At 61.7% G+C, this 22,483-nt stretch carries 23 protein-coding genes; 10 read left to right on the top strand and 13 right to left on the bottom strand.

Annotated features, from left to right (window positions below; all coding sequences use genetic code 11):
• Positions 1-6: 6 nt before the first annotated feature.
• The 6 genes from cbl to AB5Y73_RS18910 all read right to left on the bottom strand — a co-directional run bounded on the left by cbl (position 7) and on the right by AB5Y73_RS18910 (position 5,799).
• Complete coding sequence (gene cbl, locus AB5Y73_RS18935; RefSeq protein WP_042030338.1) at positions 7-954, bottom strand: HTH-type transcriptional regulator Cbl; 948 nt, start codon at positions 952-954, stop codon at positions 7-9.
• Positions 955-1,077: 123 nt separating this feature from the next.
• The gene (locus AB5Y73_RS18930; RefSeq protein ID WP_181497617.1) at positions 1,078-2,145 is read right to left on the bottom strand and encodes a sulfate/molybdate ABC transporter ATP-binding protein; all 1,068 of its coding nucleotides are present in this window, start codon (positions 2,143-2,145) and stop codon (positions 1,078-1,080) included.
• 22 nt (positions 2,146-2,167) lie between these two features.
• Positions 2,168-3,058 (bottom strand): sulfate ABC transporter permease subunit CysW, encoded by an 891-nt coding sequence (gene cysW, locus AB5Y73_RS18925; RefSeq protein WP_041209036.1) that lies wholly within the window; start codon positions 3,056-3,058, stop codon positions 2,168-2,170.
• Entirely contained in the window at positions 3,055-3,894 is an 840-nt protein-coding gene (gene cysT, locus AB5Y73_RS18920) for a sulfate ABC transporter permease subunit CysT (RefSeq protein ID WP_279499326.1), read from the bottom strand. Before cysT ends, cysW begins: the two co-directional genes overlap by 4 nt.
• Before the next feature lie 271 nt (positions 3,895-4,165).
• On the bottom strand, positions 4,166-4,741 hold the full coding sequence (locus tag AB5Y73_RS18915; protein ID WP_181497619.1) for an alpha/beta hydrolase: 576 nt from the start codon (positions 4,739-4,741) through the stop codon (positions 4,166-4,168).
• 56 nt (positions 4,742-4,797) lie between these two features.
• Positions 4,798-5,799, bottom strand: a complete 1,002-nt coding sequence (locus tag AB5Y73_RS18910) for a sulfate ABC transporter substrate-binding protein (protein WP_167558228.1) — start codon at positions 5,797-5,799, stop codon at positions 4,798-4,800.
• Between the two features lie 217 nt (positions 5,800-6,016).
• On the opposite strand from AB5Y73_RS18910, the gene AB5Y73_RS18905 reads away from it, so the two are divergent.
• The 4 genes from AB5Y73_RS18905 to AB5Y73_RS18890 all read left to right on the top strand — a co-directional run bounded on the left by AB5Y73_RS18905 (position 6,017) and on the right by AB5Y73_RS18890 (position 8,682).
• Positions 6,017-7,279 (top strand): DUF4010 domain-containing protein, encoded by a 1,263-nt coding sequence (locus AB5Y73_RS18905; protein ID WP_181497620.1) that lies wholly within the window; start codon positions 6,017-6,019, stop codon positions 7,277-7,279.
• A gap of 86 nt (positions 7,280-7,365) precedes the next feature.
• Positions 7,366-7,956 carry a sugar O-acetyltransferase gene (locus tag AB5Y73_RS18900; protein WP_058058571.1) on the top strand — a complete coding sequence of 197 codons (591 nt, stop codon included), beginning with the start codon at positions 7,366-7,368 and terminating at the stop codon, positions 7,954-7,956.
• Positions 7,953-8,291, top strand: coding sequence for a DUF1294 domain-containing protein (locus AB5Y73_RS18895; protein WP_139741525.1), 339 nt, complete (start codon positions 7,953-7,955; stop codon positions 8,289-8,291). Before AB5Y73_RS18900 ends, AB5Y73_RS18895 begins: the two co-directional genes overlap by 4 nt.
• A 178-nt stretch (positions 8,292-8,469) precedes the next feature.
• Positions 8,470-8,682, top strand: a complete 213-nt coding sequence (locus tag AB5Y73_RS18890; RefSeq protein WP_111805991.1) for a hypothetical protein — start codon at positions 8,470-8,472, stop codon at positions 8,680-8,682.
• 85 nt (positions 8,683-8,767) lie between these two features.
• Here AB5Y73_RS18890 and yrfG read toward each other — a convergent pair whose 3' ends face one another.
• Positions 8,768-9,448 (bottom strand): GMP/IMP nucleotidase, encoded by a 681-nt coding sequence (gene yrfG / locus AB5Y73_RS18885; RefSeq protein ID WP_181497621.1) that lies wholly within the window; start codon positions 9,446-9,448, stop codon positions 8,768-8,770.
• Between the two features lie 147 nt (positions 9,449-9,595).
• Here yrfG and nudE point away from each other — a divergent pair, with 147 nt between their 5' ends.
• The 3 genes from nudE to AB5Y73_RS18870 all read left to right on the top strand — a co-directional run bounded on the left by nudE (position 9,596) and on the right by AB5Y73_RS18870 (position 12,763).
• The gene (gene nudE, locus AB5Y73_RS18880; protein WP_042024122.1) at positions 9,596-10,204 is read left to right on the top strand and encodes an ADP compounds hydrolase NudE; all 609 of its coding nucleotides are present in this window, start codon (positions 9,596-9,598) and stop codon (positions 10,202-10,204) included.
• Between the two features lie 37 nt (positions 10,205-10,241).
• Positions 10,242-11,054 carry a 3'(2'),5'-bisphosphate nucleotidase CysQ gene (gene cysQ, locus AB5Y73_RS18875; RefSeq protein WP_181497622.1) on the top strand — a complete coding sequence of 271 codons (813 nt, stop codon included), beginning with the start codon at positions 10,242-10,244 and terminating at the stop codon, positions 11,052-11,054.
• Between the two features lie 437 nt (positions 11,055-11,491).
• On the top strand, positions 11,492-12,763 hold the full coding sequence (locus AB5Y73_RS18870) for an aromatic amino acid transport family protein (protein WP_181497623.1): 1,272 nt from the start codon (positions 11,492-11,494) through the stop codon (positions 12,761-12,763).
• Between the two features lie 72 nt (positions 12,764-12,835).
• On the opposite strand, the gene AB5Y73_RS18865 is transcribed toward AB5Y73_RS18870, so the two are convergent.
• The 3 genes from AB5Y73_RS18865 to metJ all read right to left on the bottom strand — a co-directional run bounded on the left by AB5Y73_RS18865 (position 12,836) and on the right by metJ (position 14,346).
• A complete protein-coding gene (locus AB5Y73_RS18865; RefSeq protein ID WP_181497624.1) occupies positions 12,836-13,174 on the bottom strand; it encodes a tRNA-binding protein in 339 nt (112 codons plus the stop codon).
• Between the two features lie 72 nt (positions 13,175-13,246).
• The gene (locus AB5Y73_RS18860) at positions 13,247-13,981 is read right to left on the bottom strand and encodes an AraC family transcriptional regulator (RefSeq protein WP_181497625.1); all 735 of its coding nucleotides are present in this window, start codon (positions 13,979-13,981) and stop codon (positions 13,247-13,249) included.
• A gap of 41 nt (positions 13,982-14,022) precedes the next feature.
• Positions 14,023-14,346, bottom strand: coding sequence for a met regulon transcriptional regulator MetJ (metJ, locus tag AB5Y73_RS18855; protein ID WP_005340251.1), 324 nt, complete (start codon positions 14,344-14,346; stop codon positions 14,023-14,025).
• A 205-nt stretch (positions 14,347-14,551) separates the two neighbouring features.
• On the opposite strand from metJ, the gene metB reads away from it, so the two are divergent.
• Complete coding sequence (gene metB / locus AB5Y73_RS18850; protein WP_181497626.1) at positions 14,552-15,724, top strand: cystathionine gamma-synthase; 1,173 nt, start codon at positions 14,552-14,554, stop codon at positions 15,722-15,724.
• Complete coding sequence (locus AB5Y73_RS18845; RefSeq protein WP_181497627.1) at positions 15,724-18,180, top strand: bifunctional aspartate kinase/homoserine dehydrogenase II; 2,457 nt, start codon at positions 15,724-15,726, stop codon at positions 18,178-18,180. The genes metB and AB5Y73_RS18845 overlap by 1 nt, the downstream gene beginning before the upstream one ends.
• 93 nt (positions 18,181-18,273) lie before the next feature.
• Here AB5Y73_RS18845 and AB5Y73_RS18840 read toward each other — a convergent pair whose 3' ends face one another.
• Both AB5Y73_RS18840 and AB5Y73_RS18835 read right to left on the bottom strand, forming a co-directional pair.
• Positions 18,274-19,539: an inorganic phosphate transporter gene (locus AB5Y73_RS18840; RefSeq protein ID WP_042053268.1), complete on the bottom strand. Its 1,266-nt coding sequence runs from the start codon at positions 19,537-19,539 to the stop codon at positions 18,274-18,276.
• A gap of 25 nt (positions 19,540-19,564) precedes the next feature.
• Positions 19,565-20,245 carry a TIGR00153 family protein gene (locus tag AB5Y73_RS18835; protein WP_005340244.1) on the bottom strand — a complete coding sequence of 227 codons (681 nt, stop codon included), beginning with the start codon at positions 20,243-20,245 and terminating at the stop codon, positions 19,565-19,567.
• Positions 20,246-20,414: 169 nt separating this feature from the next.
• Between AB5Y73_RS18835 and AB5Y73_RS18830 the strand changes: the two genes are divergently transcribed.
• Positions 20,415-21,371 (top strand): inorganic triphosphatase, encoded by a 957-nt coding sequence (locus AB5Y73_RS18830; RefSeq protein ID WP_058058564.1) that lies wholly within the window; start codon positions 20,415-20,417, stop codon positions 21,369-21,371.
• Between the two features lie 78 nt (positions 21,372-21,449).
• Here AB5Y73_RS18830 and dapA read toward each other — a convergent pair whose 3' ends face one another.
• The gene (gene dapA / locus AB5Y73_RS18825) at positions 21,450-22,322 is read right to left on the bottom strand and encodes a 4-hydroxy-tetrahydrodipicolinate synthase (protein ID WP_181497628.1); all 873 of its coding nucleotides are present in this window, start codon (positions 22,320-22,322) and stop codon (positions 21,450-21,452) included.
• Positions 22,323-22,483 lie beyond the last annotated feature (161 nt).

Below are 22,483 nucleotides of genomic sequence, written 5' to 3'. Positions count from 1 at the left end.
TCCGATTCAAATCTGGAAGTCGATGGCAGGCTCGCTGCCCATGGCGCGGGCCTGAATATCCGCCAGCGCCAGCTCGGGGTTGCAGAGCTGGATAAACTGCCAGGCAAAGTTGTGCTGAAACTGCCCCTGCTTGAGGCCAATCCAGGCTGTGTGGGGGGCAAACAGATGGCTGCCGTCGAGCTGTACCAGCCCCTGATCCCGCTGGGCATCGAACGCCATGTCGGCCAGTATGCCGACCCCCATCTCCAGCTCGACATAGGTCTTGATGACATCGGAGTCCTGCGCCGTCAACAGGATCTGCGGTTCAATGCCAGCCGCAGCAAAGGCTTCATCCACCCGCACCCGCCCGGTCAACCCGGCTTGATAGGTGACGATGGGCCAGTTGGCCAGCGCCGCCAGCGTCAGATCCCGCTCGCCTGCCAGCGGATGTTGCTCGGGCACCACGATGTTGTGGTGCCAGCGGTAGTAGGGGAATGCCACCACCCCTTCGCTCTTGTCGAGCTGCTCGCTGCTGATGCCGATATCCACCTCGCCGGTCTGCACCAGCCGCACTATCTCCTCCGGGCTGCCCTGACGCAGCTCCAGCTGTACCAGCGGGAACTGCTCGCGAAACGCCTTTACCACCCGCGGCAAGGCATAGCGCGCCTGGGTATGGGTGGTCGCCACCAGCAAACGGCCCGAGTCGCGGTTGGCAAAGGTGCTGGCCAGTTTGCGGATGTTGTTGGCGTCATTGAGAATGCGCTCGGCAATCACTAGCAGCTCCTTGCCAGGCTCGGTCATACCGAGCAGCCGCTTGCCGTAACGGATAAAGAGCTCGATACCGAGCTCCTCTTCCAGCTCGCGGATATGGCGACTCACCCCGGATTGCGAGGTAAAAAGGGCGTTGGCCACTTCGGTCAGGTTGTAATCCCGCCGCGCTGCCTCCCGGATAATTCGTAACTGCTGAAAATTCACCTTGTCGCCTCCTGCGAAGAGTGGGCGACACAATCTGGTCACCCCCTCATTTTTGTTATTTGGCCGGATCATGCCCCGGCAGAGCACCTGAACCCGGGCAGCCATACCGCCCGCAACAAAACATCAAATCTGGTAATCGGGATAGAACTGCGCCTGCCTGGCCACCAGCCGTACCCCCTGTCCCGGAGCAAACTGCTTGGCCGCCTCCTTGCTCAGCTCCGCCTCGTAGTGGGCCCCTTTGGTCTCGCCATCGCCACGCAGCTCCACCCGAATGCGTGGCCCCATGGGCAGCAGACGGGTGATGGTGGCACGGATCCCGCCCGGCGCATCGGCTGGCAAGATCTCCAGCTCATGGGGACGGACATAGGCGATGGCGGCACTGCCGTGAGCCAGATGAGAAGCCGACGGCCCGCCGAGCAGCTGCTCGCCGATGCCGAATCCCTGCTCCGCCACCCGACCGCGGAACTGATTCACACTGCCGAGGAAACTGTGGACGAAGGAGCTGGCGGGCTGGTCGTAGACCTCGGCCGGGGTGCCGATCTGCTCGACCCGTCCGGCATTCATCAGCACCACCCGATCCGCTACCTCCAGCGCCTCCTCCTGATCGTGGGTGACGAACAGGCTGGTGACATGCAGCTCGTCGTGCAGCTCGCGCAACCAGCGGCGCAGCTCCTTGCGCACCTGCGCATCGAGGGCGCCGAAGGGCTCGTCCAAGAGCAGTACCTTGGGCTGCACCGCCAGCGCGCGGGCCAGCGCGACCCGCTGACGCTGGCCGCCGGAGAGCTGGGTCGGGTAGCGCTCAGCCACGTGGCTGAGCTGCACCAGATCCAGCAGCTCCTTGACCCGGGCACGAATGGCCACCTCAGCCGGGCGCTCACTGCGCGGCTTGACCCTAAGGCCAAACGCCACGTTCTCGAAGACTGTCATATGGCGAAACAGGGCATAGTGCTGGAACACGAAGCCGACATTGCGCTCGCGCACATGCAGATCCGAGGCATCCTCGCCACGGATGATGACGCTGCCACTGTCGGCCTGCTCCAGCCCGGCGATGATCCGCAGCAGGGTGGTCTTGCCGCAACCGGAGGGGCCGAGCAGCGCCACCAGCTCACCGTCGTGAAAGTCGAGGTTGATGTCTGCCAGCGCCGCGTACTGATTGAAATGCTTGTTGAGTTGTTGAACCTGAATGCTCATGGCTGCCTCTTTAAAACGGTGATCAGTGAGATTTGGTGGGCTGGGCACGCAGCCGGGCCAACAGGGTTTCCCCCAGCAGGGTGAAGATCCCGAACAGAGCCAAGAGGCTTGCCACTGCAAAGGCGGCGCCGGTCTGGTACTCGTTGTAGAGGATCTCGATATGCAGCGGCAGGGTATTGGTCTGGCCGCGAATATGACCGGAAACCACCGACACCGCGCCAAACTCCCCGACCGCACGGGCGGTACAGAGCAGCAGACCGTACATCAGGCTCCAGCGAATGCCGGGCAGGGTGACGCGCCAGAACATCTGCAGACCGCTCGCCCCCAGCATGATGGCCGCCTCTTCCTCTTCCGGGCCACGCGCCTCCATCTGGGGCAACAGCTCGCGCACCACGAAGGGCACAGTAATGAAGGTGGTGGCCAGGATGATCCCCGGGGTGGCGAAGATGATCTTGATGTCATGTTCGCTCAGCCAGTCACCGAACCAGCCGCGGCTGCCGAACATCAACACCAGCATCAGACCGGCGATCACCGGCGACACCGAGAAGGGCAGATCGATGATGGTGATGAGCAGCTGCCGACCGGGGAAGCGAAAGCGGGCGATGGCCCAGGCCGCCGCGATCCCGAACAGCAGATTGAGGGGAACGGCGCAGAGCGTCACCAGCGCGGTCAGACCGAGGGCGCTCAGGGCATCCGGCTCGCTGATGGCGTGCCAGAAGAAGACCAGCCCGGGGCTCAGCGCCTGAATAAAGACGGTGGCCAACGGCAGCAGCAACAGGGCGGCAAACCAGCCGAGACCCACCGTGATGAGCAGCCATTTGACCCACTGGGGCTCGCGGATCACGGTCGGAGCCTTGCGCACGGGAGCAACCTCCACAGGGGCGACTTCAAGGGCGAGTGTCGATGCGTTCATATCCGGCTCCCTCCGATACGAGACCAGCTCCAGGCCTGCAACTTGTTGATTAGCAGTAACAAAATGTATGAGATCAGCAGCATCACCACGGCAATGGCAGAGGCGCCGGCATAGTCGTACTCCTCCAGATGGCTCATGATCATCAGCGGTGCGATTTCAGAGACCATCGGCAGGTTGCCGGCGATGAAGATGACGGAGCCGTACTCCCCCACCCCACGGGCAAACGCCAGCGCAAAACCGGTGAGCAGGGCAGGCACCAGGGTCGGCCAGAGCACCCGCTGAAAGGTCTGCCAGCGATCGGCGCCGAGGCTGGCGGCCGCCTCCTCTTGCTCGGTTTCAGCCTCCCGCAGCACCGGCTGCAGGGTACGCACCACAAACGGCAATCCGATAAAGGTGAGTGCGATGACCACCCCGATAGGGTTGTAGGCGAGCTGAATGCCGAGCGGCGCCAGCAACTGGCCGATCCAGCCGTTGGGGGCGAAGATGGCGCACAGGGCGATGCCGGAAACGGCGGTCGGCATGGCGAATGGCAGGTCGATCAGCGCATCCACCAGACGACGACCGGGGAAGGTGTAGCGCACCAGGATCCAGGCCAGGATCAGGCCAAATAGGCTGTTGAGCAGCGCCGCGACAAAGGCCGCACCGAAGCTCAGGCGAAAGGAGGCGAGCACCCGGGGTGAACCGATCACCTGCCAGAACTCGGCGGCGGTCAGGTTGTTGATCGCAAACAGTACCAGGGCCGAGAGCGGCAACAACACTAGCAGGCCCAGATAGAGCAGGCTGAACCCCAGGGTGGGGCCAAAACCGGGCAGGACAGAATAAGAACCAAATCGCATAACACATCCATCTGTTATGAAGAATTTTCGATATGGTGATTCTGCGCACTCCCCTCATCGGCAACAAACATCAATTGCGACTTTGCTAATCACTTTTTTGTCTAACCGCAGAGTCACAAGGCTCTTGGCGCACTCCAAATAAAAAAAGGTCTTTTATATAAATAAAAGACCTAAGAAATGGAGCAATACGGAGCGGAGCATTCAAAGAACGGGGGCATGGAGTAGCCAGCGAACAGCGCGATCGCCAACCCTCCAACCACTTCACAGATACCTAGCGAAAGCCCAGTTCGACCGGCCGGGGCGATGCGGCCTTGACCGGAGCCACCACCAGCTCACCACGGCGATAGAGAGCCCCCAGCAAATGCAGCCCCTGATGCCAGTCCCCATGACCTGACTGGGCATTGATATGGCCCGCCTCACCGGCATCGAACAGCGGCACCTGCCACTGACGGCTCCAGTATTCGGCCCGTTCAAAGCTCATCCAGGGATCATTGCGGCTGGCCACCAGCTGGGCCGACACCTGCAGCGGCCCGGCCAAGGCCTCATCCGCAATGCCAAAACGGGCGGGATCGGCGGGCGCCACCAGAAAGATCGAGGCCACCTTCTCCGGCTGTAAGCGGGCCGCCGCGATGGCGGTCAGGGCGCCGAAAGAGTGGGCCACCAGATGAACCCGGCTGCGGCGACTCTTCAGCTTGCTCGCCAGCTTGGCACTCCAGACCCTGAGGTCCGGCTTGTCCCACGGTAGCCCGGTCATCCGCTGCCATTGGGGAAAATGATCGTGCCAGCGGCTCTGCCAGTGATCCGGCCCACTGTTGTGCAGACCGGGAACCAGGAGGATCTTGTTCATCTTGGTGCTCCTATCGGCTGGCACAGGGGCCAGTTCAGTGATGGATAACGAAGCTATCAACGACCCGGCTGATAGATCTGGTCAAACAGACCGCCCTGGGCGAAGTGTTTCTTCTGGGCTTTCTCCCAATCCCCTTCCAGATCCTTGACGGTAAAGAAGGCAAGCTGCGGGAACTGGGCTGCCGTCTCCTTCAGGATCGCCGGGTTGCTGGGGCGATAGTGATGTTTGGCGACGATATGTTGCCCCTCGTCAGAGTAGAGATAATCGAGATAGGCCTTGGCCACCGCGTCGGTACCGTGCTTCTTGGCCACCTTGTCCACCACCGCGACCGGCGGCTCCGCCAGAATGGAGACCGAAGGCACCACCAGCTCGAACTTGTCGCTGGCACCCGCCTGACCAAGCACCAGCAGGGCTTCGTTCTCCCACGCCAACAGCACGTCACCGAGACCGCGCTCGGTAAAGCTGGTGGTGGCACCGCGGGCGCCTGAGTCCAGCACCTTCACGTTCTTGAAGAGATCGCCAACAAACTGCTTGGCCCCCTCTTCACTGCCGCTCTTCTTCAGGGCATAGCCCCAGGCGGCCAGATAGTTCCAGCGTGCCCCGCCGGAGGTCTTGGGGTTGGGAGTCACGATGGCGACATCCTTGCGCACCAGATCATCCCAATCCTTGATCTGCTTGGGATTGCCCTTGCGCACCAGGAAGACAATGGTGGAGGTATAGGGCGAGGCGTTGTTGCCGAGGCGACTCTGCCAGTCGGCAGCGGTCAGCCCCTCCTTGGCGATGGCGTTGACATCGTAGGCCAGCGCCAGCGATACCACGTCGGCCTCCAGTCCATCCACCACAGCGCGGGCCTGCTTGCCGGAGCCACCGTGAGACTGGCTCACCACCACGTCGTCGCCAGTTTTGGCCTTCCACTCCTTGGCAAAGGCGGCGTTGTACTCCTGAAACAGCTCGCGGGTCGGATCGTAAGAGACGTTGAGCAGACGGATCTCGGCGGCATTGGCCTGGCCAAATGCCAGCAGAGAGAGCAGGGTCAGGGCGGTCATTCGCAGTTTCATGGTGATACTCCATATCTTGTTGGGTTGAGAACAGCATGCCGTGGAGTTGTTATGCCCAGAAGAAAGAAATAACTCTTTGCTTATCTCTTTTGCTCATATCAACTCAGCCACCCGCACCGGGAGCCGGACGCAGACTCTGTGAGCCATGCCCCTCTGGCCCCTTGCTCGCTGTGCCATCATGGGAACAAGGCAGGCAGATGACGAAAAGGAAGTCGCTATGTGGATCAATGCAGAACCCGTCAACGGTGCCCTGGTCTCGCTGGCCATCGGCCTTATCATCGGACTGGAGCGGGGCTGGCAGGTGCGCCAGCTGGGGGACAACCAGCGCATCGCCGGGATGCGTACCTACGGCCTTATCGGCCTGCTCGGCGGGGTGTGCGGTTTGCTGCTGCCCACTCTGGGCCCCTGGCTACCACTGCTCGGCCTGCTGGCGGTGGTGACCGGCTGTGGCCTCTCAGTCTGGCTGGCCCAGCGCTGGCAAGGGGAGTTCGGCCTCACCAGCTCGGTGGCCATGCTGCTCACCTATCTGTTGGGGCTGATGTCGGTACTGCTGAGCCCGAGCGAGGCGGTGGCCTGCGCCGTGCTGGCGGCACTGCTGATGGGGCTCAAGGGCAAGATCCAGCAGGGGATGCTGTTTCTCAGCGAAACCGAATTCCACGCAACCCTGCGCTTTCTGCTCATCTCGCTGGTGCTGCTGCCGGTACTGCCCAACGAGGAGATGGGGCCCCTCGATGCCTTCAACCCCTTCAAGATCTGGCTGATGGTGGTGGTGATCGCCGGCATCTCGTTTTGTGGCCACTTCGCGGTACGCCTGCTCGGTACTCGCGCCGGACTGGTGCTCACCAGCATACTGGCGGGATTGGCCTCCTCCACTGCCCTCACCCTGCAGCTCGCTCGCCTCAACAAGGAACAAGGAGGGCTGGAGCGGCTGCTGGCCACCGGTATCCTGCTGGCGGGGGCCACCATGTGGCTGCGGCTGCTGGTACTGGTACTGCTCATTCACAGCGAACTGGCGATGCGCCTCGCCGCCCCGCTCGTGTTGCTGGCGACCACGGTGTACGGCTTTGCCTTCTGGTTCTGGCGCCAGCGCGAGGAGCTGACTGACGGCCCGGTACAGCCGGAAACCAGCAACCCGCTCGATCTGGCCACCGCCATCAAGTTCGGCCTGCTGCTGGCACTGATCGGCTTTATGGCCACCCTGTTGCAGAGCAAGGTGGGCAACTCGGGGGTCTACCTGCTGGCGCTGGTGTCGGGGATCACCGACGTGGACGCCATCACCTTGTCGCTCTCCCAGCTCTCCCACAAGGAGCTGGCGCTGGAGGTGGCCGCCCGCGGCATCCTGCTCGCCGGTTTGATCAACTCGCTGGTGAAGGGGTTGCTGGCCCTTGCCATCGGCGGTCGCAGTCTGGGGCTGCGGGTGCTGCTGCCCTACTTCGTCTCGGCCCTGCTGATCCTGCCCCTCGTCTGGCCCGCAGGTTGACGGGGATCACCTGCAATAAGTGACAGACTGACGGCGCCCCTGACAGTCACGTATACTGCCTGCTCTTGCAGCATGGGGAGGAAGCAATGGCGAGCGACTGGGACAAGGTACTGGCAGGCGGGGCACTGGATAGCCAGAGCGAGGAGATAGCCAACGACCGGATCCGCGGTCAGGCGCTGCTGGCCCGGCTCAATGGTTCATCGGCGGGCGATGGCCCTCTGCGCCAGCAGATCTGCCGCGAGCTCTTTGGCCACTGCCCCGACTCCTGCTGGATCAGCACGCCGTTTACCTGCGAATTTGGCCGCAACATTCATATCGGCGAGAAGACCTTCTTCAACTTCAACGTCACCATTCTCGACGTGGGCGAAGTGCACATCGGCAGCCATGTGCTGCTGGCCCCCAACGTGCAGATCTACACCGCCACCCACACCATGAACTATCTGGAACGACGCAACTGGACCGCCTACAACAAGCCGGTGCGGATCGGTGACGACTGCTGGATTGGTGGCGGTGCCATCATCTGCCCCGGCGTCACCATAGGGCCGCGCTCCATCATTGGCGCGGGCGCCGTGGTGACCCGCGACATCCCGGCCGACTCGGTGGCGGTGGGCAATCCGGCCAAGGTGATCCGCACCCTCAAGCAGGACGAGGAGCGCTGCTGGGAGCTGGCCCAGTGATGGCGCTGGCACTGCTGCCACTGGGCGCCGCCCTCTGGCTCGGCCTCGACGGCCAGCAGTGGTGGCCGCTGGCCGTGTTGCTCTCCATGAGCCTGCTCACGGTAGCCGCCTACGCCTGGGACAAGCGGCAGGCGGTACGGGGTGAGTGGCGCATTCCCGAATCGAGGCTCCATCTGCTGGAGCTGTGCGGCGGCTGGCCGGGGGCGCTGGTTGCCCGCCAGTGGCTGCGCCACAAGACCCAGAAGCGCAGCTACCGGCTGGTCTTCTGGTTTATCGTGCTGCTGCACCTGACCCTGTGGGGACTCTGGCTTGGCCGCCCTCTCTGGCAGCAATAGCCACCCGGGTAACAAGGTGGTGGCTTGGCCGCCCGCTCTGGCAGTAATAGCCAACTGCATCACAAAGGCGAAACGGGCCCCATTGCGGCCAATTGGCGGCTGTGAGAAAACAGAACGGATCCCATCAGCGTTTTCGTCGTTTATGATGACCATATTGATAACGACAAGGAGTCGTGACATGACCATGTGGACAGGCATAGTCCTGATCGTATTTATCAGCGTATTGTTCGGATATCTCGGAAAACGGGCTCGCTATCAGATGGGGGATGCCCGCATTACCGACCGCCTCGGCAAGCAGGATCTGGTCATTCGGGAGCTGCAGGAGCGGATCGCCAATCTGGAGGCGATCGTCATCGAGGAAGAGAAACGGCGCCCGTTTCGGGAGCTGTGATTTTTCGCCATCAGGCGTCAGATAACCAAAATTCAAATCAAAGAAAGAGGGCTGCATGATGCAGCCCTCTCTTGTTTCAGCAAATTCAGATTGCCAGCGGCAGCAACTCCGCATAATCGCGGATCGCCGAAAAAGCGGTGATGCTCTGCTCCGGCTTGCAGCTGTCCGGATTCTGGATCGCCAGCTGATAGCCGATACCGTAGTCGGCGGCAGCCCGCAGGATCCGCTCGCTGTCATCCACAAACAGGGTGCGGGCCGGATCGAACGCCAGCCGCTGTGCCAGCGCCTGCCAGCAGTGCTGGCTCTCCTTCGACCAGCCCAGCTCGTGGGTACTCACCATCAAATCCAGATGGTCGGCAAGGCCAAGCTGCGCATCCTTCACCGACAGGCTGGCGGGGTGGGCGTTGGTAAAGAGCACCAGCTGCTTGCCCGCGGCACGCAGTTCGGCCAGAAAGGGGATGGCGTGAGGACGCCACTGGATCTTCGCCAGCAGCTCCTGCTTGAGGGCGCGAATATCGAGCCCCAGGGTCTCGCTCCAGTAATCCATGCAGTACCAGTTGAGGGTGCCGTTGACCGCCTGATAGTGCACCTCGATCTGCGCCTTTGCCTCATCCAGCGGCAGACCAAGCAGCTCGGCATAACGCTCTGGCACCAGCTGTTGCCAGAGGTGGTTGTCAAAATGGAGGTCGATCAGGGTGCCATCCATATCGAGCAAGACGGTATCTATCTGGTGCCAGGGTAAGGTGGTAGAGCGGGAGTGTGGCATCGGGTCTCTTGATCTCGGTGTCGCGGAAGAAATGGAGCGGCAGTATAGCGGATTTTCCCTCCCCCTTTGCCCTCCCTGGCCCGTGGTGTTCGGTGTGAGAGTCGTTTACTCTTGAAGCACTATTTTTTAACGAGCAGCCAGCGTCCGATGAGCGACCCCCACAAGAGCAAACCCGAGCAAATCTCTGCCGACCAACTGGATCACCCCAAGTGCAAACCGGAGATCCTCAAGGCCGAAATAGTAGCCGAGAGCCGACTGTTCAAGGTGGAGTCCCTGCACCTCAAATTCTCCAACGGCGAAGAGCGGGTTTACGAGCGGATGCGCGGTGGCAACCGGGGCGCCGTCATGGTGGTACCGCTGTTCGACGCCCACACCTTGCTGCTGGTGCGCGAATACGCTGCGGGCACTCACTCCTACGAGCTGGGCTTTCCCAAGGGGCTGATCGACCCGGGCGAAGATGCCTTCGAGGCGGGCAACCGGGAGCTGATGGAAGAGGCGGGCTTTGGTGCCAACAACCTGACCCTGCTCAAGCAGGTGTCGCTGGCCCCCGGTTACTTCTCCAGCCGGATGGATATCCTGCTGGCGCGGGACCTCTTCCCCGAGCAGCGGATCGGCGACGAGCCGGAGCCCCTCGAGGTGATCCCCTGGCCCCTCAACCGGATCGACGAATTGCTGGCACGACCCGACTTCACCGAGTCGCGCAGCATCAGTGCCCTGCTCTTGGCCCAGAAGTGGCTGGCGGAGCAGGCAGAGTAGCCCGCAGACGGGCAGTTAACAGACAGAGGATAACGAGATGCAGGAGTTGTTGGCCTGGGTGCCGGGGGTCAAGGAGATCGCCCGCGAAGCCGGAAGGATCCTTCACGACATCTATCAAGGCGGTCAGTTCGAGCGTCAGCTGAAGGAGGATGCGACCCCGGTCACCAGTGCCGATCTTGCTGCCGATGCCTACCTCAAACAGGCGCTGTCGGCGCTCACCCCCCATGTGCCGGTGCTGACCGAAGAGGCAGCCGACATCCCCTTCAGCCAGCGATCCAACTGGCGGCAGTACTGGCTGGTGGATCCCCTCGACGGTACCGGCGAATTTATCGCGGGCAGCGGCGACTTTGCCACCCTGATCGCCCTGGTGCGGGACAATGTGCCGGTGCTCGGGGTCATCTACGCCCCCGAGTCCAACGTGCTCTACTGGGCGGTGCGCGGCTACGGCGCCTTCAAGGAGGTGAATGGCGAGGTACTGCCCATCAGCGCCATGCATCACGAGCATGACCAGCCCGACTCGCTGGTGGTCGCCATCAGCCGCCGCCAGAAGCTGGAAAATCTCACCCGCCGCCTCAACCCGGCCATCAACTACGAGCTGATCCCGCTTGGTTCCAGCTCCCTCAAATCCTGTCTGGTGGCGGAAGGGGCAGCCGATTGCTACGTGCGGCTCGGCCCCACCGGCGAGTGGGACACCGCCGCCGCCCAGTGCATCGTCGAGGCAGCCGGTGGCCGTATCCTCAGCCTGGCGTTGCAGCCACTCAGTTACAACGAAACCGAGTCGCTGGAGAACCCTGACTTTATCGTGATGGGGGATCCGGATCTCGCCTGGGGCAACATTCTGGCCCACTAGACGAGTAGCGATATCATCACACCAGACAAGCAGGCGGCCCGATGGCCGCCTGCTTTTTCAGGGAAGTTGCCCCGGGTGATGGCCGGTGTGATCCGCTGGTCAAGGCGCGCTTGCACAGCGTGATGCGCTGGCAAAGCGGCAAAATGATAGTGAAACATCACAATCGGTCGGCGAGAAATGGTGCGATTTTTCACGTAATTCTGAAAACGCCTGATTAGCCAAAATAAAAAAATGATAGTAGATTAAATTTTGGTTTTATATTTCACAAAAATCACCAATATCAGTTTTGTTCCATTCTATGAACCAGATTCCATTCCCAATCTCGCTGGCTAAACCCCGCAATGGCAGTGATATGTTTCAGTCTCGCTTTTTGAGAATTAAATCCCGATAAACCACAATGAACTCAGATTAAAACACTAACAAAAAGTGAATTAGTAATGAGTTTATCTGTAGAGGCTACCAAGGAGCTATCCGGTTCCTGCTCCACCACGTCCAGCACCACTCGCTGGCGCCGTCACGACACCCACTGGGTCATCAGCCTGTTTGGCACCGCCGTTGGCGCCGGTATCCTGTTCCTGCCCATCAATCTGGGCCTGGGCGGGATCTGGCCTCTCGTCATCGTCGCGGTACTGGCAGGCCCCATGACCTTCCTCGCTCATCGCGGGCTGGCGCGCTTCGTGCTCTCCTCTTCACGCCCCCATGCCGACTTCACTGAAGTGGCGGAGGAGCACTTCGGCAAGATGGCCGGTCGCCTCATCTCGGCGCTCTACTTCCTCTCCATCTTCCCGATCCTGCTCATCTACGGGGTCGGGCTGACCAACACGGTGGAGAGCTTTATGGTCAACCAGCTCGGCATGGCAACCCCGGATCGGGTGATGCTCTCCGGCGTGCTGGTATTCGCCATGATCGCCGTGATGCTGGCGGGTGAGAAAGCGATGCTGCGCGCCTTCGCCTTTATGGTCTATCCGCTGGCGGCCATTCTGGCGGCCCTCTCTTGCTACCTCATACCCCAGTGGCAATGGCCGGAAGTGACCGCGTTTGAAGGAGTCAGCTTCCTCAACACCGTCTGGCTGGCGCTGCCGGTCACCGTGTTCGCCTTCAGCCACGCCGCCGCCATCTCCGGCTTTGCCAACGTGCAGCGTCGTGAATATGGCGAACAGGCAGAAGCCAAGAGCGGCCTGATCCTGCGCAACACCACAGTAATGCTGGTGGGCTTCGTGCTGTTCTTCGTCTTCTCCTGCGTGCTGAGCCTCTCGCCAGCCCAGCTGGCTGAAGCCAAGGCCCAGAACGTATCTGTGCTCTCCTATCTCGCCAACATCACCGACAACCCGGTGATCGTGACTCTGGGGCCGCTCATCGCCTTTATCGCCATCAGCTCCTCCTTCCTCGGTCACTTCCTCGGTGCCCGCGAAAGCCTGAAAAGCCTGATCGCCAAGCCCACCGGCCTGCCGCTGGCCAAGGCGGACAAGGTCGGCATCGCCCTGATGTTCTTCGCCATCTGGGGCGCCGCCGTCATCAACCCGGGTATTCTGGGGCTGATGGAGACCCTCTCCGGCCCGGTGATCGCCATGATCCTGTTTATCATGCCGGTGATAGCCATCTACAAGGTGGAGGCGCTGGCCCGCTTCCGTCACGGCTGGACCAACGGCTTTATCCTGCTGACCGGTTCGCTGGCGGTATCGGCGCTGATCTTCAGCCTGTTGAAGTAACGACTCGCAGCAGAAAACAAAAAAGAGAGGCGACCCCGGGGTCGCCTCTCTTGTCTCTGTTCGGGTATGAACTCAGCCCAGCTTGGCGCCGTTCTCCACCGCCCGCTCGGGAATAGCCATCACTACGGCGCCATCCGACCGATAGAAACCGGTCAGCAGAAACTCCGACTGAAACGGGCCGATCTGCTTGGTCGGGAAGTTGACTACGGCGATGATCTGGCGGCCCACCAGCTGCTCTGGCTGGTAGAGCGCGGTGATCTGGGCACTGCTCTTGCGAATCCCCAGTTCAGGGCCAAAATCCGCCCACACCTTGTAGGCCGGTTTACGTGCCTCGGGGAACGGCTCGACCCGCACCAGGGTGCCCACCCGGAGCTCCACCATCTCGAAATCCTGCCAGCTAATCGTCTCCATTTCGGCTCCTGTTTATCGTGCACCTTGCATGACCCGCAGCATGGCCCAAAGAGAGCATCCCGTCTTCGGCGATCAGCCGTTTCGTTGCGGCAGGTGGCCGTTTTGCTGGCGCCAGAGGGACGGTGTGAGCCCGGTCTCGGCCAGGAAGCGCTCGCTGAACGCCCCCTGATTCTGGTAACCGCAGCGGCTGGCAATCTCCCCAACGGGCAGTTGCGTACCGGCAAGCAAGGTGCGCGCTAACGCCATGCGCCGACTGCGAATGTAGTGGGAAACGCTCACCCCCAACTGCTGGCGAAAGGCGAGCTTGAACTGGCTCTGGCCAAGGCAGGCGATGGCGGCGAGTTGCTGATTGGTCAGCGGGGCGGCGAGGTTGGCCTCGATATGGCGCTGCACCTTGAGGATGCGGGTGGCAAGGCGTGGAATGGCTGCGCTCGGCATCCCCTGCCCTTCAGCCAGCAGGGAGAGCCACACCTGCTCCATGCCCGCCACCTGCCGCCCCTCGGCCACCATGCGGTGCAGAAACGCGAGGTAGTGGCGCTGGGGCTCATCCAGCTCGATAAAGGGGCAGGCCGCCAGATCCCCGGGTAGCCAGTCGCTCTCCTGCACCAGAAACGAAAGCGCGGGATCGGCAGCGTAGTCGTGCCGCTCGCCGGGGGCGATGACGCAGGCAGAACCGGGGGCAAGCCTGCACCCCCGGCCCTGCACCTCGATCTCGAGGGGGCCATCGAGGGGGATCACCAGTTGGGCAAAGTCGTGGCTATGACTGCAGACGTGGTGGTGATAGTGGCGCAGGCTGAAGCGGGACATGGCAGATAGCAATGACGCGGCCAGGGCCGCGTCATTGGGGGTTATTCCTTGTCGAAATCTTCGATCTCTTTGCCCAGCGCTTCCATGATGGCGCGCGCTTCGGCCGGGACACTGTCCGGTTGATCCTTGCGCAAATCTTCGTCGCAAGGGAGCGGCTGGCCGGTGAAAGCGTGCAGGAAGGCTTCACAGAGCAGCTCGCTGTTGGTCGCATGACGCAGGTTGTTCACCTGACGGCGGGTGCGCTCATCGGTCAACACTTTCAACACCTTGAGCGGGATCGAGACGGTAATCTTCTTGACCTGTTCGCTCTTCTTACCGTGTTCCGCGTAGGGGCTGACGTAGTCGCCGTTCCACTCTGTTCCCATGACTCACCTGTTCTCATTTAGCCGTGAGCGCGGATTTTAACCCTTAAGGAAATTAATGGCAATCCAACAGCAAAGCCATTTAGACGTCCGGAAGTGTTGACGTCTTTTTTAAGCTGGCGTAGTGTGGTTGTCCATGAGCCCGCAATGGCGGGATGGCGCGTGGCAGCAAGATGCCGGCGTGTGAAGAGACATCAAGGAGAGTGATATGACCCACAAGGCCACCCTGGCGGTTCGCACCGGGATTGAGACAGACCAGCAGCACGGTGCCGTGGTGCCCCCCATCTACCTCTCCAGCAACTACACCTTTGCCGACTTTGGCGAGCCCCGTCAATACGATTATGCCCGCTCCGGCAATCCGACCCGCACCAATCTGGCGGACGCGCTGGCGGCGTTGGAAGGGGGCGCTGGCGCCGTGGTTACCGGCACCGGCATGGGCGCCGTCCATCTGGTCACCACAGCACTGCTCAAGGCGGGGGATCTGCTGCTCGCCCCCCACGACTGCTACGGCGGCACCTGGCGCCTGTTCGAGTATCTGGCGGCCAAGGGCCACTACCGGGTGCAGTTTGTCGATCAGGGTGACGAGGCCGCTCTGGCCGCCGCGCTGGCGCAAAAGCCTGCGCTGGTATGGGTGGAGACCCCCTCCAACCCGCTGCTGCGAGTGGTAGATATCAGTATCATCGCCAGCGCCGCCCACGAGGTGGGTGCGCAGGTGGTGGTGGACAACACCTTCCTCTCCCCCCTGCTGCAACAACCCCTGGCCCTCGGTGCCGACGTGGTGGTGCACTCCACCACCAAGTACATCAACGGTCACTCCGACGTGGTGGGCGGAGTGGCGATTGCCAAGGAGGCGGCACTGGCCGAGTCGCTGGTGTGGTGGGCCAACTGTCTGGGGCTCACCTCCGGGGCGTTCGACTCCTACCTCACCCTGCGCGGTCTGCGCACTCTGGCCCCCAGATTGCGCACCCATCAGGAGAACACCGATCGCATCCTCGCCTTCCTGCAACAGCAGCCACTGGTGAAACGCATCTATCACCCCAGCCTGCCGAGCCATCCGGGCCACGACATTGCGCGCCGTCAACAGTCCGGCTTCGGCGCCATGCTAAGTTTTGAACTCGATTGCAGCGAGGCGGGCATTCGCGCCTTCCTTGCGGCCCTCACCCTCTTCTCGGTAGCCGAGTCCCTCGGCGGGGTGGAGAGTCTGGTGGCCCATCCGGCCAGCATGACCCACAGGGCCATGACCCCAGCGGCGCAGCAGGCAGCTGGCATCAGCGCCCAGCTGCTGCGGTTGTCGGTCGGTATTGAACACGGTGAAGACCTGGTGGCCGATCTGGCTCAGGCTTTTGAACAGGCGCAGCAGGCAGAACAGGTAGCGAAGTAATGGAACAGCAGCAACAAGGAGAGATCGCGGTGGCAGCAGAAGCAGGATTGAAGCGGCGTCACGTCCACAAATTTGGTGGCAGCAGTCTGGCGGATCCGGTCTGTTATCGCCGGGTCGCCAGTATCGTTGAACAACAGGTGGGCGGGGATGAACTGATCGTGGTCTCCGCCGCCGGCAAGACCACCAACCGGCTGATCCAGCTGGTGGAGCTGGCCGAAGCGGGGGACGAAGCCGCCGGTGAAGCCATCTCGGCCCTGCAGGCCTATCAGCAGAGCCTGATCGACGGCCTGCTGGAGGGCGAGCTACAGCTTGACCTGAGCAAGCAGCTGGCCGACGACATGCAACTGATCGCCAAAACGCTGGAGGGGCAGTTTGATCGCTTCGCCCGCAACGGCCTGCTCGCCTTTGGCGAAGTGTGGTCGGCTCGCCTGCTGGCTGCCCTGCTCACCAGCCGCGGCGACAAGGCCATCTGGCTCGATGCCCGCAGTTTCCTGCGCGCCGAGGATGGCGCTCTGGTCAAGGTGGATACCGCCCTCTCCAGCGAACTGCTCAAGGCGCGACTGGCGGAGCATGCCGGTCGAATCGTGGTAACCGGCTTTATCGCCGCCGACATGGAGGGGCGTTCCCTGCTGCTCGGTCGCAATGGATCCGACTACAGCGCCAGCCTGTTGGCGCTGCTGGCGGACGGCGAATCCACCACCATCTGGAGCGACGTGGCCGGGGTCTATAGCGCCGACCCGCGCCGGGTGAAAGAAGCGCGTCTGCTGGAACGCCTGAGCCTCGCGGAAGCCAACGAGCTGGCCCGTCTTGGCTCCTCGGTGCTGCACTCGCGCACCCTGCAACCTGTGGCCGACAGCCGCCAGCGCCTCACTTTGCGCTGCAGCTACAACCCGGACGAGGGCTGCACCCATATCCTGCGCCGCGCCCCCCGCTCCGGTGGCGCCCGCATCGTCTCCTCGGTGGATCAGATCGCCCTCATCGAGCTGAAGGTGCTGCCGCAGACCAACTATGAGCAGACGGTGGCCACCATCGAGGCCCATCTGGCCCGTCACCGCCTCAACCCGCTCACACTGCAGCGCCAGCCGGATCGCCGGATCCTGCGCCTCGCCTACACCCTCGAAGTGGCACAAGGCGCCTTCGAGCTGCTGCGCGACTTCCAGCTGCAAGGGAGCTTCACCGGCCTCATTCAGAAAGAGGGGTACAGTCTGGTGGCGCTGGTCGGCGCCGGGGTCACCGACAACGCGGAGCAGTGTCACCGCTTCTATCAGCTGCTGGCAGATCAACCGCTGGAGTTCGTCCAGGTGGCCCGAGATGGCCTGAGTCTGGTGGCCGTGCTGCGCCAAGTGGTGCTGGAGCCGCTGCTCATCGCCCTGCACAGCGCCCTCTTCAGCCGCCCAACCCGGGTCGGACTGGTGGTGTTCGGCAAGGGCAATATCGGCGGCCACTGGCTGAGCCTCTACGCCCGCGAAAAGGCACGGCTGGAACATGAACTCAATCTGGCGCTCACCCTCTACGGGGTGTTCAGCTCGGAAGGGGGCCTGCTGGATGAAGAGGGACTCAACCCCCTCAAGGTACAGGACAACTTCAATCCCAAACCGCTGATCTGGCCGGAGTTGCTCTCCCAGCTTGAGCAGCACGGCTTCGACGCGCTGATTGCGCTGGACATGACCGCCAGCGAAACGGTGAGCCGCTACTATCCTGATTTTGCCCAGCTCGGCATTCACATCATCGCCGCCAACAAGTTTGCCGGCGCCGCCGACAGCGAGTTCTACCAGCGCATCAAACAGACCTGCCGTGATCATCAGGTGCAGTGGCGCTACAACGCCACCGTGGGTGCCGGGTTGCCAATCCAGTCCAGCATCCAGATGCTGCGCCAGAGCGGCGACCGCATTCAGGGGGTCTCCGGCATCTTCTCCGGCACCCTCTCCTGGCTGTTCCAGCAGTATGACGGCACCCGCCCCTTCTCCGAGCTGGTGGACGAGGCGTGGCAGCACGGTCTGACCGAACCGGATCCCCGCGAAGATCTCTCCGGTCAGGATGTGCGGCGCAAGCTGCTCATTCTGGCGCGGGAGGCGGGCTTCGAGCTCGACTCCGCCGATATCGAGCTGGAGAATCTGGTGCCCGTTCCGCTGCGCAAGGTGACCGCCGATCAGTTTATGGATCGCCTGAAAGAGCTGGATGGCCCGATCCAGACCGCCTTCGAGGGAGCCAAGCGCCTCGGTAAGGTGCTGCGCTACGTGGCCCGTTTCGAGCATGACGGCAAGGCGCGGGTCGGACTGGAGGCGCTGGAGCCCCACCACCCGTTTGCCAACCTCTTGCCGTGCGACAACATCTTCGCCATCGAGAGCGACAGCTACCGCACCAACCCGCTGGTGATCCAGGGGCCGGGGGCGGGTCGGGAAGTGACCGCCGCCGCTATCCAGTACGATCTGTGGCAAATCTGCGCCAGCCTCTAAGGCTGATGTGCAAAGGGAGCAGCACCTCAGCTCCCGCGCACAATAAAAAAGCCCGAGTCGATGACTCGGGCTTTTTGCTGAATGCTGCTTCGATTAGGAGAAGCAGGCCTGCAGCACGTAGAAGATGGCGATAGCCAGGATGGCACCGGCAGGCAGGGTGATGATCCAGGAGACCACGATGTTGCGCAGTACCCCCAGGTTCAGCGCCGCAATGCCGCGCGCCAGACCGACACCCATCACAGCACCGACCAGGGTCTGGGTGGTGGAGATGGGCAGACCGGTGCCGGAGGCAATCACCACGGTCGCGGCAGTCGCCAGCTGGGCAGCAAAACCACGGCTCGGGGTCAGGTGAGTGATGCCGGTACCGACCGTCGCCATCACCTTCTCGCCCATGGTCGCCAGACCGATCACGATACCGATACCGCCCAGCGGCAGGATCCACCAGGCAATGGCAGCCTGACTGGAAATCTCGCCACCGGAAGCCACGATAGAGGCCACCGCAGAGAGCGGGCCAATGGCGTTGGCCACATCGTTGGAGCCGTGGGCAAAGGCCATGGCACAGGCGGTGATCACCATCAGGATGCCAAACACCTTCTCCACGTTGGCGAAGTGCATCTTGCTGTCATCCTGCGGGTTGTACTTCTGGCCGCGAATGTAGATCCAGCCGGCAAACGCCACTGCGATGGAGATGGCGATGGAGAGCAGAATGCCCTCACCATCGCTCAGGTGCAGACCGACGTGGGTCAGCCCCTTCTTGATGGTCACCAGACAGATCACCAGCGCAGTCAGGAACATGTAGAACGGCACATAGCGCTTGGCGTTGTTCAGGGGGTCATCGGTGTTGAAGATAAGCTTCTGCACGCTGATGAACATGAAGTAGGCGATGACACCTGAGATGGCCGGGGTGATGACCCAGGAGCCGACGATGCCGCCAAACTTGCTCCACTGCACCGCTTCCGGGCCAATGCTCACCACCGCAAAACCGACGATGGCGCCGATGATGGAGTGAGTGGTGGAAACAGGCCAGCCGAAGTAGGAGGCGAGGATCAACCAGGCGCCTGCCGCCAGCAGGGAGGCGATCATGCCGAGCACCAGCAGATCCGGCGTATCGGCAAAGGCGTTGCTGTCGATGATGCCGTTACGGATGGTGGCCGTCACTTCGCCACCGGCCAGATAGGCACCGGCAAATTCGAAGATCATGGCAATGATGATCGCCTGACGGATAGTCAGGGATTTGGTGCCGACCGATGTCCCCATGGCGTTGGCAACGTCGTTCGCGCCAATACCCCAAGCCATCAAAAAGCCGAACAAGGCCGCCACGAGCACCAGAGTGGTGCCGTAATTCGCGATAATGTCCATTAGTAGTGTTTACCCAGTCAGTCGATTACGAACGAGCCAGCATCAGTTCCAGACGGGCGCCTACGCGCTCGGCCTGATCTGCCAGGTCACCTACCCATTCGAGGATCTTGTAAAGGAACATCACATCGATCGGGTTGTAATTGTGCTCAACCGCTTGCAGCTGTTGGCGCAGTCCGATCTGCATGGTGTCTGTATCGTCCTCGATCAGATCCAGCTGGTGGATCATCTCGGCAACCATTTCCACTTCCCGTCCTTTGAAGCCGGTCTCGAGCAGCTCGTCGAGCTCCCCGATCGCTTTCTCGGCCTGAGCGGTCGCATCAATACAACGTTTGAGGTAAGCCATGAAATCCGTCCGCATTTCGGCGGGGAACTCCATGCGACGACCAAGCATGCGGCCGGAGATATCCTTGGCACGGTTGGCAATCTTGTCTTGCTGGGTCAACAGCTCCAGCAGGTCGGTACGTGCAACCGGCAGGAACAGGCCGCGAGGCAGTTTCAGACGGATTTCACGCTTGAGGGTATCTGCCTCTTTTTCCAGCTGGGCGATCTGCTGCCGGATCTTCTCGGCATCTTCCCAACGGTCTTCGGCAACGGCGTCAAAGAAAGGAACCAACTGCTGGGAGCACTGGTGAACCTTGACGATATGCTTCTGCAGCGGCTTGATGGGGGACTTGGCAAAAAGCCCCAAAATAGTATTTACTGGCATGGCCAAACCTGTGTCGGTGAAAAAACACTCGATACGATTTTATGAGGCGCGCATGGTAACCGAACTGCGCCCTCAATTAAACCGCGAATTAATCTAGTCGTCTCGCGGGCATTATATCCCCGCGACCCGAATCCTGCCCCCCAAAGTTGTCTGCCAGCCCGGAATGACTATGCAAACTGAGATCGAGATAAAGTTTTTTGTCGCCAGCGACATTCAACCCGAGTTATCCAACCTGCTGAATTCTCTTGAGATTAAAGAATCGTCACAACAGCAGCTCGGCAACGTCTATTTCGATACGCCGACCCTGGCTCTGCGCCAGCTGGAGATGGGACTGCGGATCCGCCGCTGCGATGCCTTCGCCGAGCAGACCATCAAATGCCGTGGCCAGGTGGTGGGCGGCCTGCACGCCAGACCCGAGTACAACGCCCCAGTCAGCGGCGATCTGCCGACCCTCTCGGCCTTTCCCGATGAGATTTGGCCGACTCTGACCGAGCGTGACCACATTCAGCAGCAGCTGGTCGCCCAGTTTCGCACCGACTTCCTGCGCCGCCACTGGCTGATCGCCTTCGAGGGGACCGAGATTGAACTGGCCTGGGATCAGGGAGAGATAGTCGGCAGTCAGGGCAGCACCACCATCAACGAGCTGGAACTGGAGCTCAAATCCGGCGCGACCGCGGCGCTGTTTGCACTGGCCCGGCGCCTTGCCAGGATCGGCGGGCTGCGCCTTGGCGCCCAATCCAAGGCCCAGCGCGGCTATCGACTGGCTGGTCTTGGCAAACCGCTGGCCCTGCAGGCGCTGGTCGAACATGAAGGTATGGATGGCATAACGGGGGTAAGCGAAGGGCTGCGCCACTGGCAGCATCACGAGCAGCTCTGGCTGGAGCATCCTCAGGATAAAGGCATTCAACAGCAGGCACTCGCAGCCCTGTGCCAGGGGATCGATCTGGTCGCCCGCAGTGCGGCCACGCTGCCACAACCAGCACCCTGGCTGCCCGCCCTGACCAACCTGCAAGCCCAATCGGACGAGCAAAACGAGTGGCCTGCCGAACTGGCCGATCTCTTCCTCTATCCGGCATATGTCGAGTTGCAGCTGGACATCGCCGCCTGGCTGCATCACGCAGCCTGAGTGGAGCGATGTCGTAAATAAAGGCCAGAAACAAAAGCCAAAAACAAAACGGGTGAGCCTTGGCTCACCCGTTTTGCATTACAGCAGGTTGAGCTGCTGCATGGCGCTGCGAATGCGCTGGCGGGTCGCTTCCGACAGCGGCATCACCGGCAGTCGGCACTCCTCGCTACAGAAACCGAGCAGGGAAGCGGCATATTTGGCACCGGCCGGGCTTGGCTCGGCAAACATCGCCTGATGGAGCGGAATGAGCTTGTCTTGCAGCTCACGCGCTTCTTGCCACTTGCCGGCCAGCGTGAGGTTCTGCACCTCGGCCACCAGCTTGGGGGCCACGTTGGCGGTCACCGAGATACAGCCCTGACCCCCGCCGATATTGTAGGCCACAGCCGTGGCATCTTCACCGGAGAGCCAGGCGAAAGGCTTTTTGATCAGCTGGCGCTCGGTCCAGGGGCGGGCCAAGTCGCCGGTGGCATCTTTCACCCCGGCAATGCGCGGCAACTCGGCCAGACGGGCCAGGGTCGCCGGTTGCACGTCAACGATGGCGCGCGGCGGGATGTTGTAGACGATGATCGGCTTGGCGGTGGCGTCGTGGACAGCCTTGAAATGGTGGTAGAGTCCCTCCTGATTGGGGCGGTTGTAGTAACCGGCCACATGCAGAGTGGCATCAGCCCCCACCCGCTCGGCATGGAGGGTGTACTCGATGGCTTCGACCGGGTTGTTGGAACCGGCTCCGGCAATCACCGGAATGCGACCAGCGACCTGCTTGACCACCAGCTCCACCACCCGGCAGTGCTCGTCGTGGGTCAGGGTCGGGCTCTCACCCGTGGTGCCCACCGGCACAATGCCGTGAGTGCCCTGCTCGATATGCCACTCCACCAGACGCAGCAGCGCCTCTTCATCCAGCTTTCCCTGTCGAAACGGGGTGATCAACGCAACGATTGAACCTTGAAACATGGGATCTCCTTCTCCTAAATGACGCGCATATGGCAATAAAAAACCCCGGTACGATGTGCGCAACCGGGGTTTGAAGCTTCTCAGGGATGAGAGGTTACGCGCGAACGTCGGCAGGCCCGAATTTCAGGCTTTTTTTGTGCTTTCGTTTCAACCCGTTGAAC

The organism is Aeromonas sp. s7(2024) (assembly GCF_040907825.1).
GTDB classification, from domain to species: Bacteria; Pseudomonadota; Gammaproteobacteria; order Enterobacterales; family Aeromonadaceae; genus Aeromonas; species Aeromonas veronii.
The sequence above is the reverse complement of the archived record's forward strand: the minus strand, read 5'-3'. Positions and strand labels throughout refer to the sequence as shown.

Excerpts from the sequence above, each read along its gene's own strand:
- AB5Y73_RS18870 (WP_181497623.1), top strand. The coding sequence starts at position 11,492 with ATGAGTTTATCTGTAGAGGCTACCAAGGAGCTATCCGGTTCCTGCTCC.
- AB5Y73_RS18905 (WP_181497620.1), top strand. The coding sequence starts at position 6,017 with ATGTGGATCAATGCAGAACCCGTCAACGGTGCCCTGGTCTCGCTGGCC.
- yrfG (WP_181497621.1), bottom strand. The coding sequence starts at position 9,448 with ATGCCACACTCCCGCTCTACCACCTTACCCTGGCACCAGATAGATACC.
- AB5Y73_RS18900 (WP_058058571.1), top strand. The coding sequence starts at position 7,366 with ATGGCGAGCGACTGGGACAAGGTACTGGCAGGCGGGGCACTGGATAGC.
- AB5Y73_RS18930 (WP_181497617.1), bottom strand. The coding sequence starts at position 2,145 with ATGAGCATTCAGGTTCAACAACTCAACAAGCATTTCAATCAGTACGCG.
- AB5Y73_RS18890 (WP_111805991.1), top strand. The coding sequence starts at position 8,470 with ATGACCATGTGGACAGGCATAGTCCTGATCGTATTTATCAGCGTATTG.
- metB (WP_181497626.1), top strand. The coding sequence starts at position 14,552 with ATGACCCACAAGGCCACCCTGGCGGTTCGCACCGGGATTGAGACAGAC.
- nudE (WP_042024122.1), top strand. The coding sequence starts at position 9,596 with ATGAGCGACCCCCACAAGAGCAAACCCGAGCAAATCTCTGCCGACCAA.
- AB5Y73_RS18840 (WP_042053268.1), bottom strand. The coding sequence starts at position 19,539 with ATGGACATTATCGCGAATTACGGCACCACTCTGGTGCTCGTGGCGGCC.
- AB5Y73_RS18865 (WP_181497624.1), bottom strand. The coding sequence starts at position 13,174 with ATGGAGACGATTAGCTGGCAGGATTTCGAGATGGTGGAGCTCCGGGTG.
- cysQ (WP_181497622.1), top strand. The coding sequence starts at position 10,242 with ATGCAGGAGTTGTTGGCCTGGGTGCCGGGGGTCAAGGAGATCGCCCGC.
- dapA (WP_181497628.1), bottom strand. The coding sequence starts at position 22,322 with ATGTTTCAAGGTTCAATCGTTGCGTTGATCACCCCGTTTCGACAGGGA.
- AB5Y73_RS18915 (WP_181497619.1), bottom strand. The coding sequence starts at position 4,741 with ATGAACAAGATCCTCCTGGTTCCCGGTCTGCACAACAGTGGGCCGGAT.
- AB5Y73_RS18845 (WP_181497627.1), top strand. The coding sequence starts at position 15,724 with ATGGAACAGCAGCAACAAGGAGAGATCGCGGTGGCAGCAGAAGCAGGA.
- AB5Y73_RS18910 (WP_167558228.1), bottom strand. The coding sequence starts at position 5,799 with ATGAAACTGCGAATGACCGCCCTGACCCTGCTCTCTCTGCTGGCATTT.
- metJ (WP_005340251.1), bottom strand. The coding sequence starts at position 14,346 with ATGGGAACAGAGTGGAACGGCGACTACGTCAGCCCCTACGCGGAACAC.
- AB5Y73_RS18835 (WP_005340244.1), bottom strand. The coding sequence starts at position 20,245 with ATGCCAGTAAATACTATTTTGGGGCTTTTTGCCAAGTCCCCCATCAAG.
- cysW (WP_041209036.1), bottom strand. The coding sequence starts at position 3,058 with ATGAACGCATCGACACTCGCCCTTGAAGTCGCCCCTGTGGAGGTTGCT.
- AB5Y73_RS18860 (WP_181497625.1), bottom strand. The coding sequence starts at position 13,981 with ATGTCCCGCTTCAGCCTGCGCCACTATCACCACCACGTCTGCAGTCAT.
- AB5Y73_RS18830 (WP_058058564.1), top strand. The coding sequence starts at position 20,415 with ATGCAAACTGAGATCGAGATAAAGTTTTTTGTCGCCAGCGACATTCAA.
- cysT (WP_279499326.1), bottom strand. The coding sequence starts at position 3,894 with ATGCGATTTGGTTCTTATTCTGTCCTGCCCGGTTTTGGCCCCACCCTG.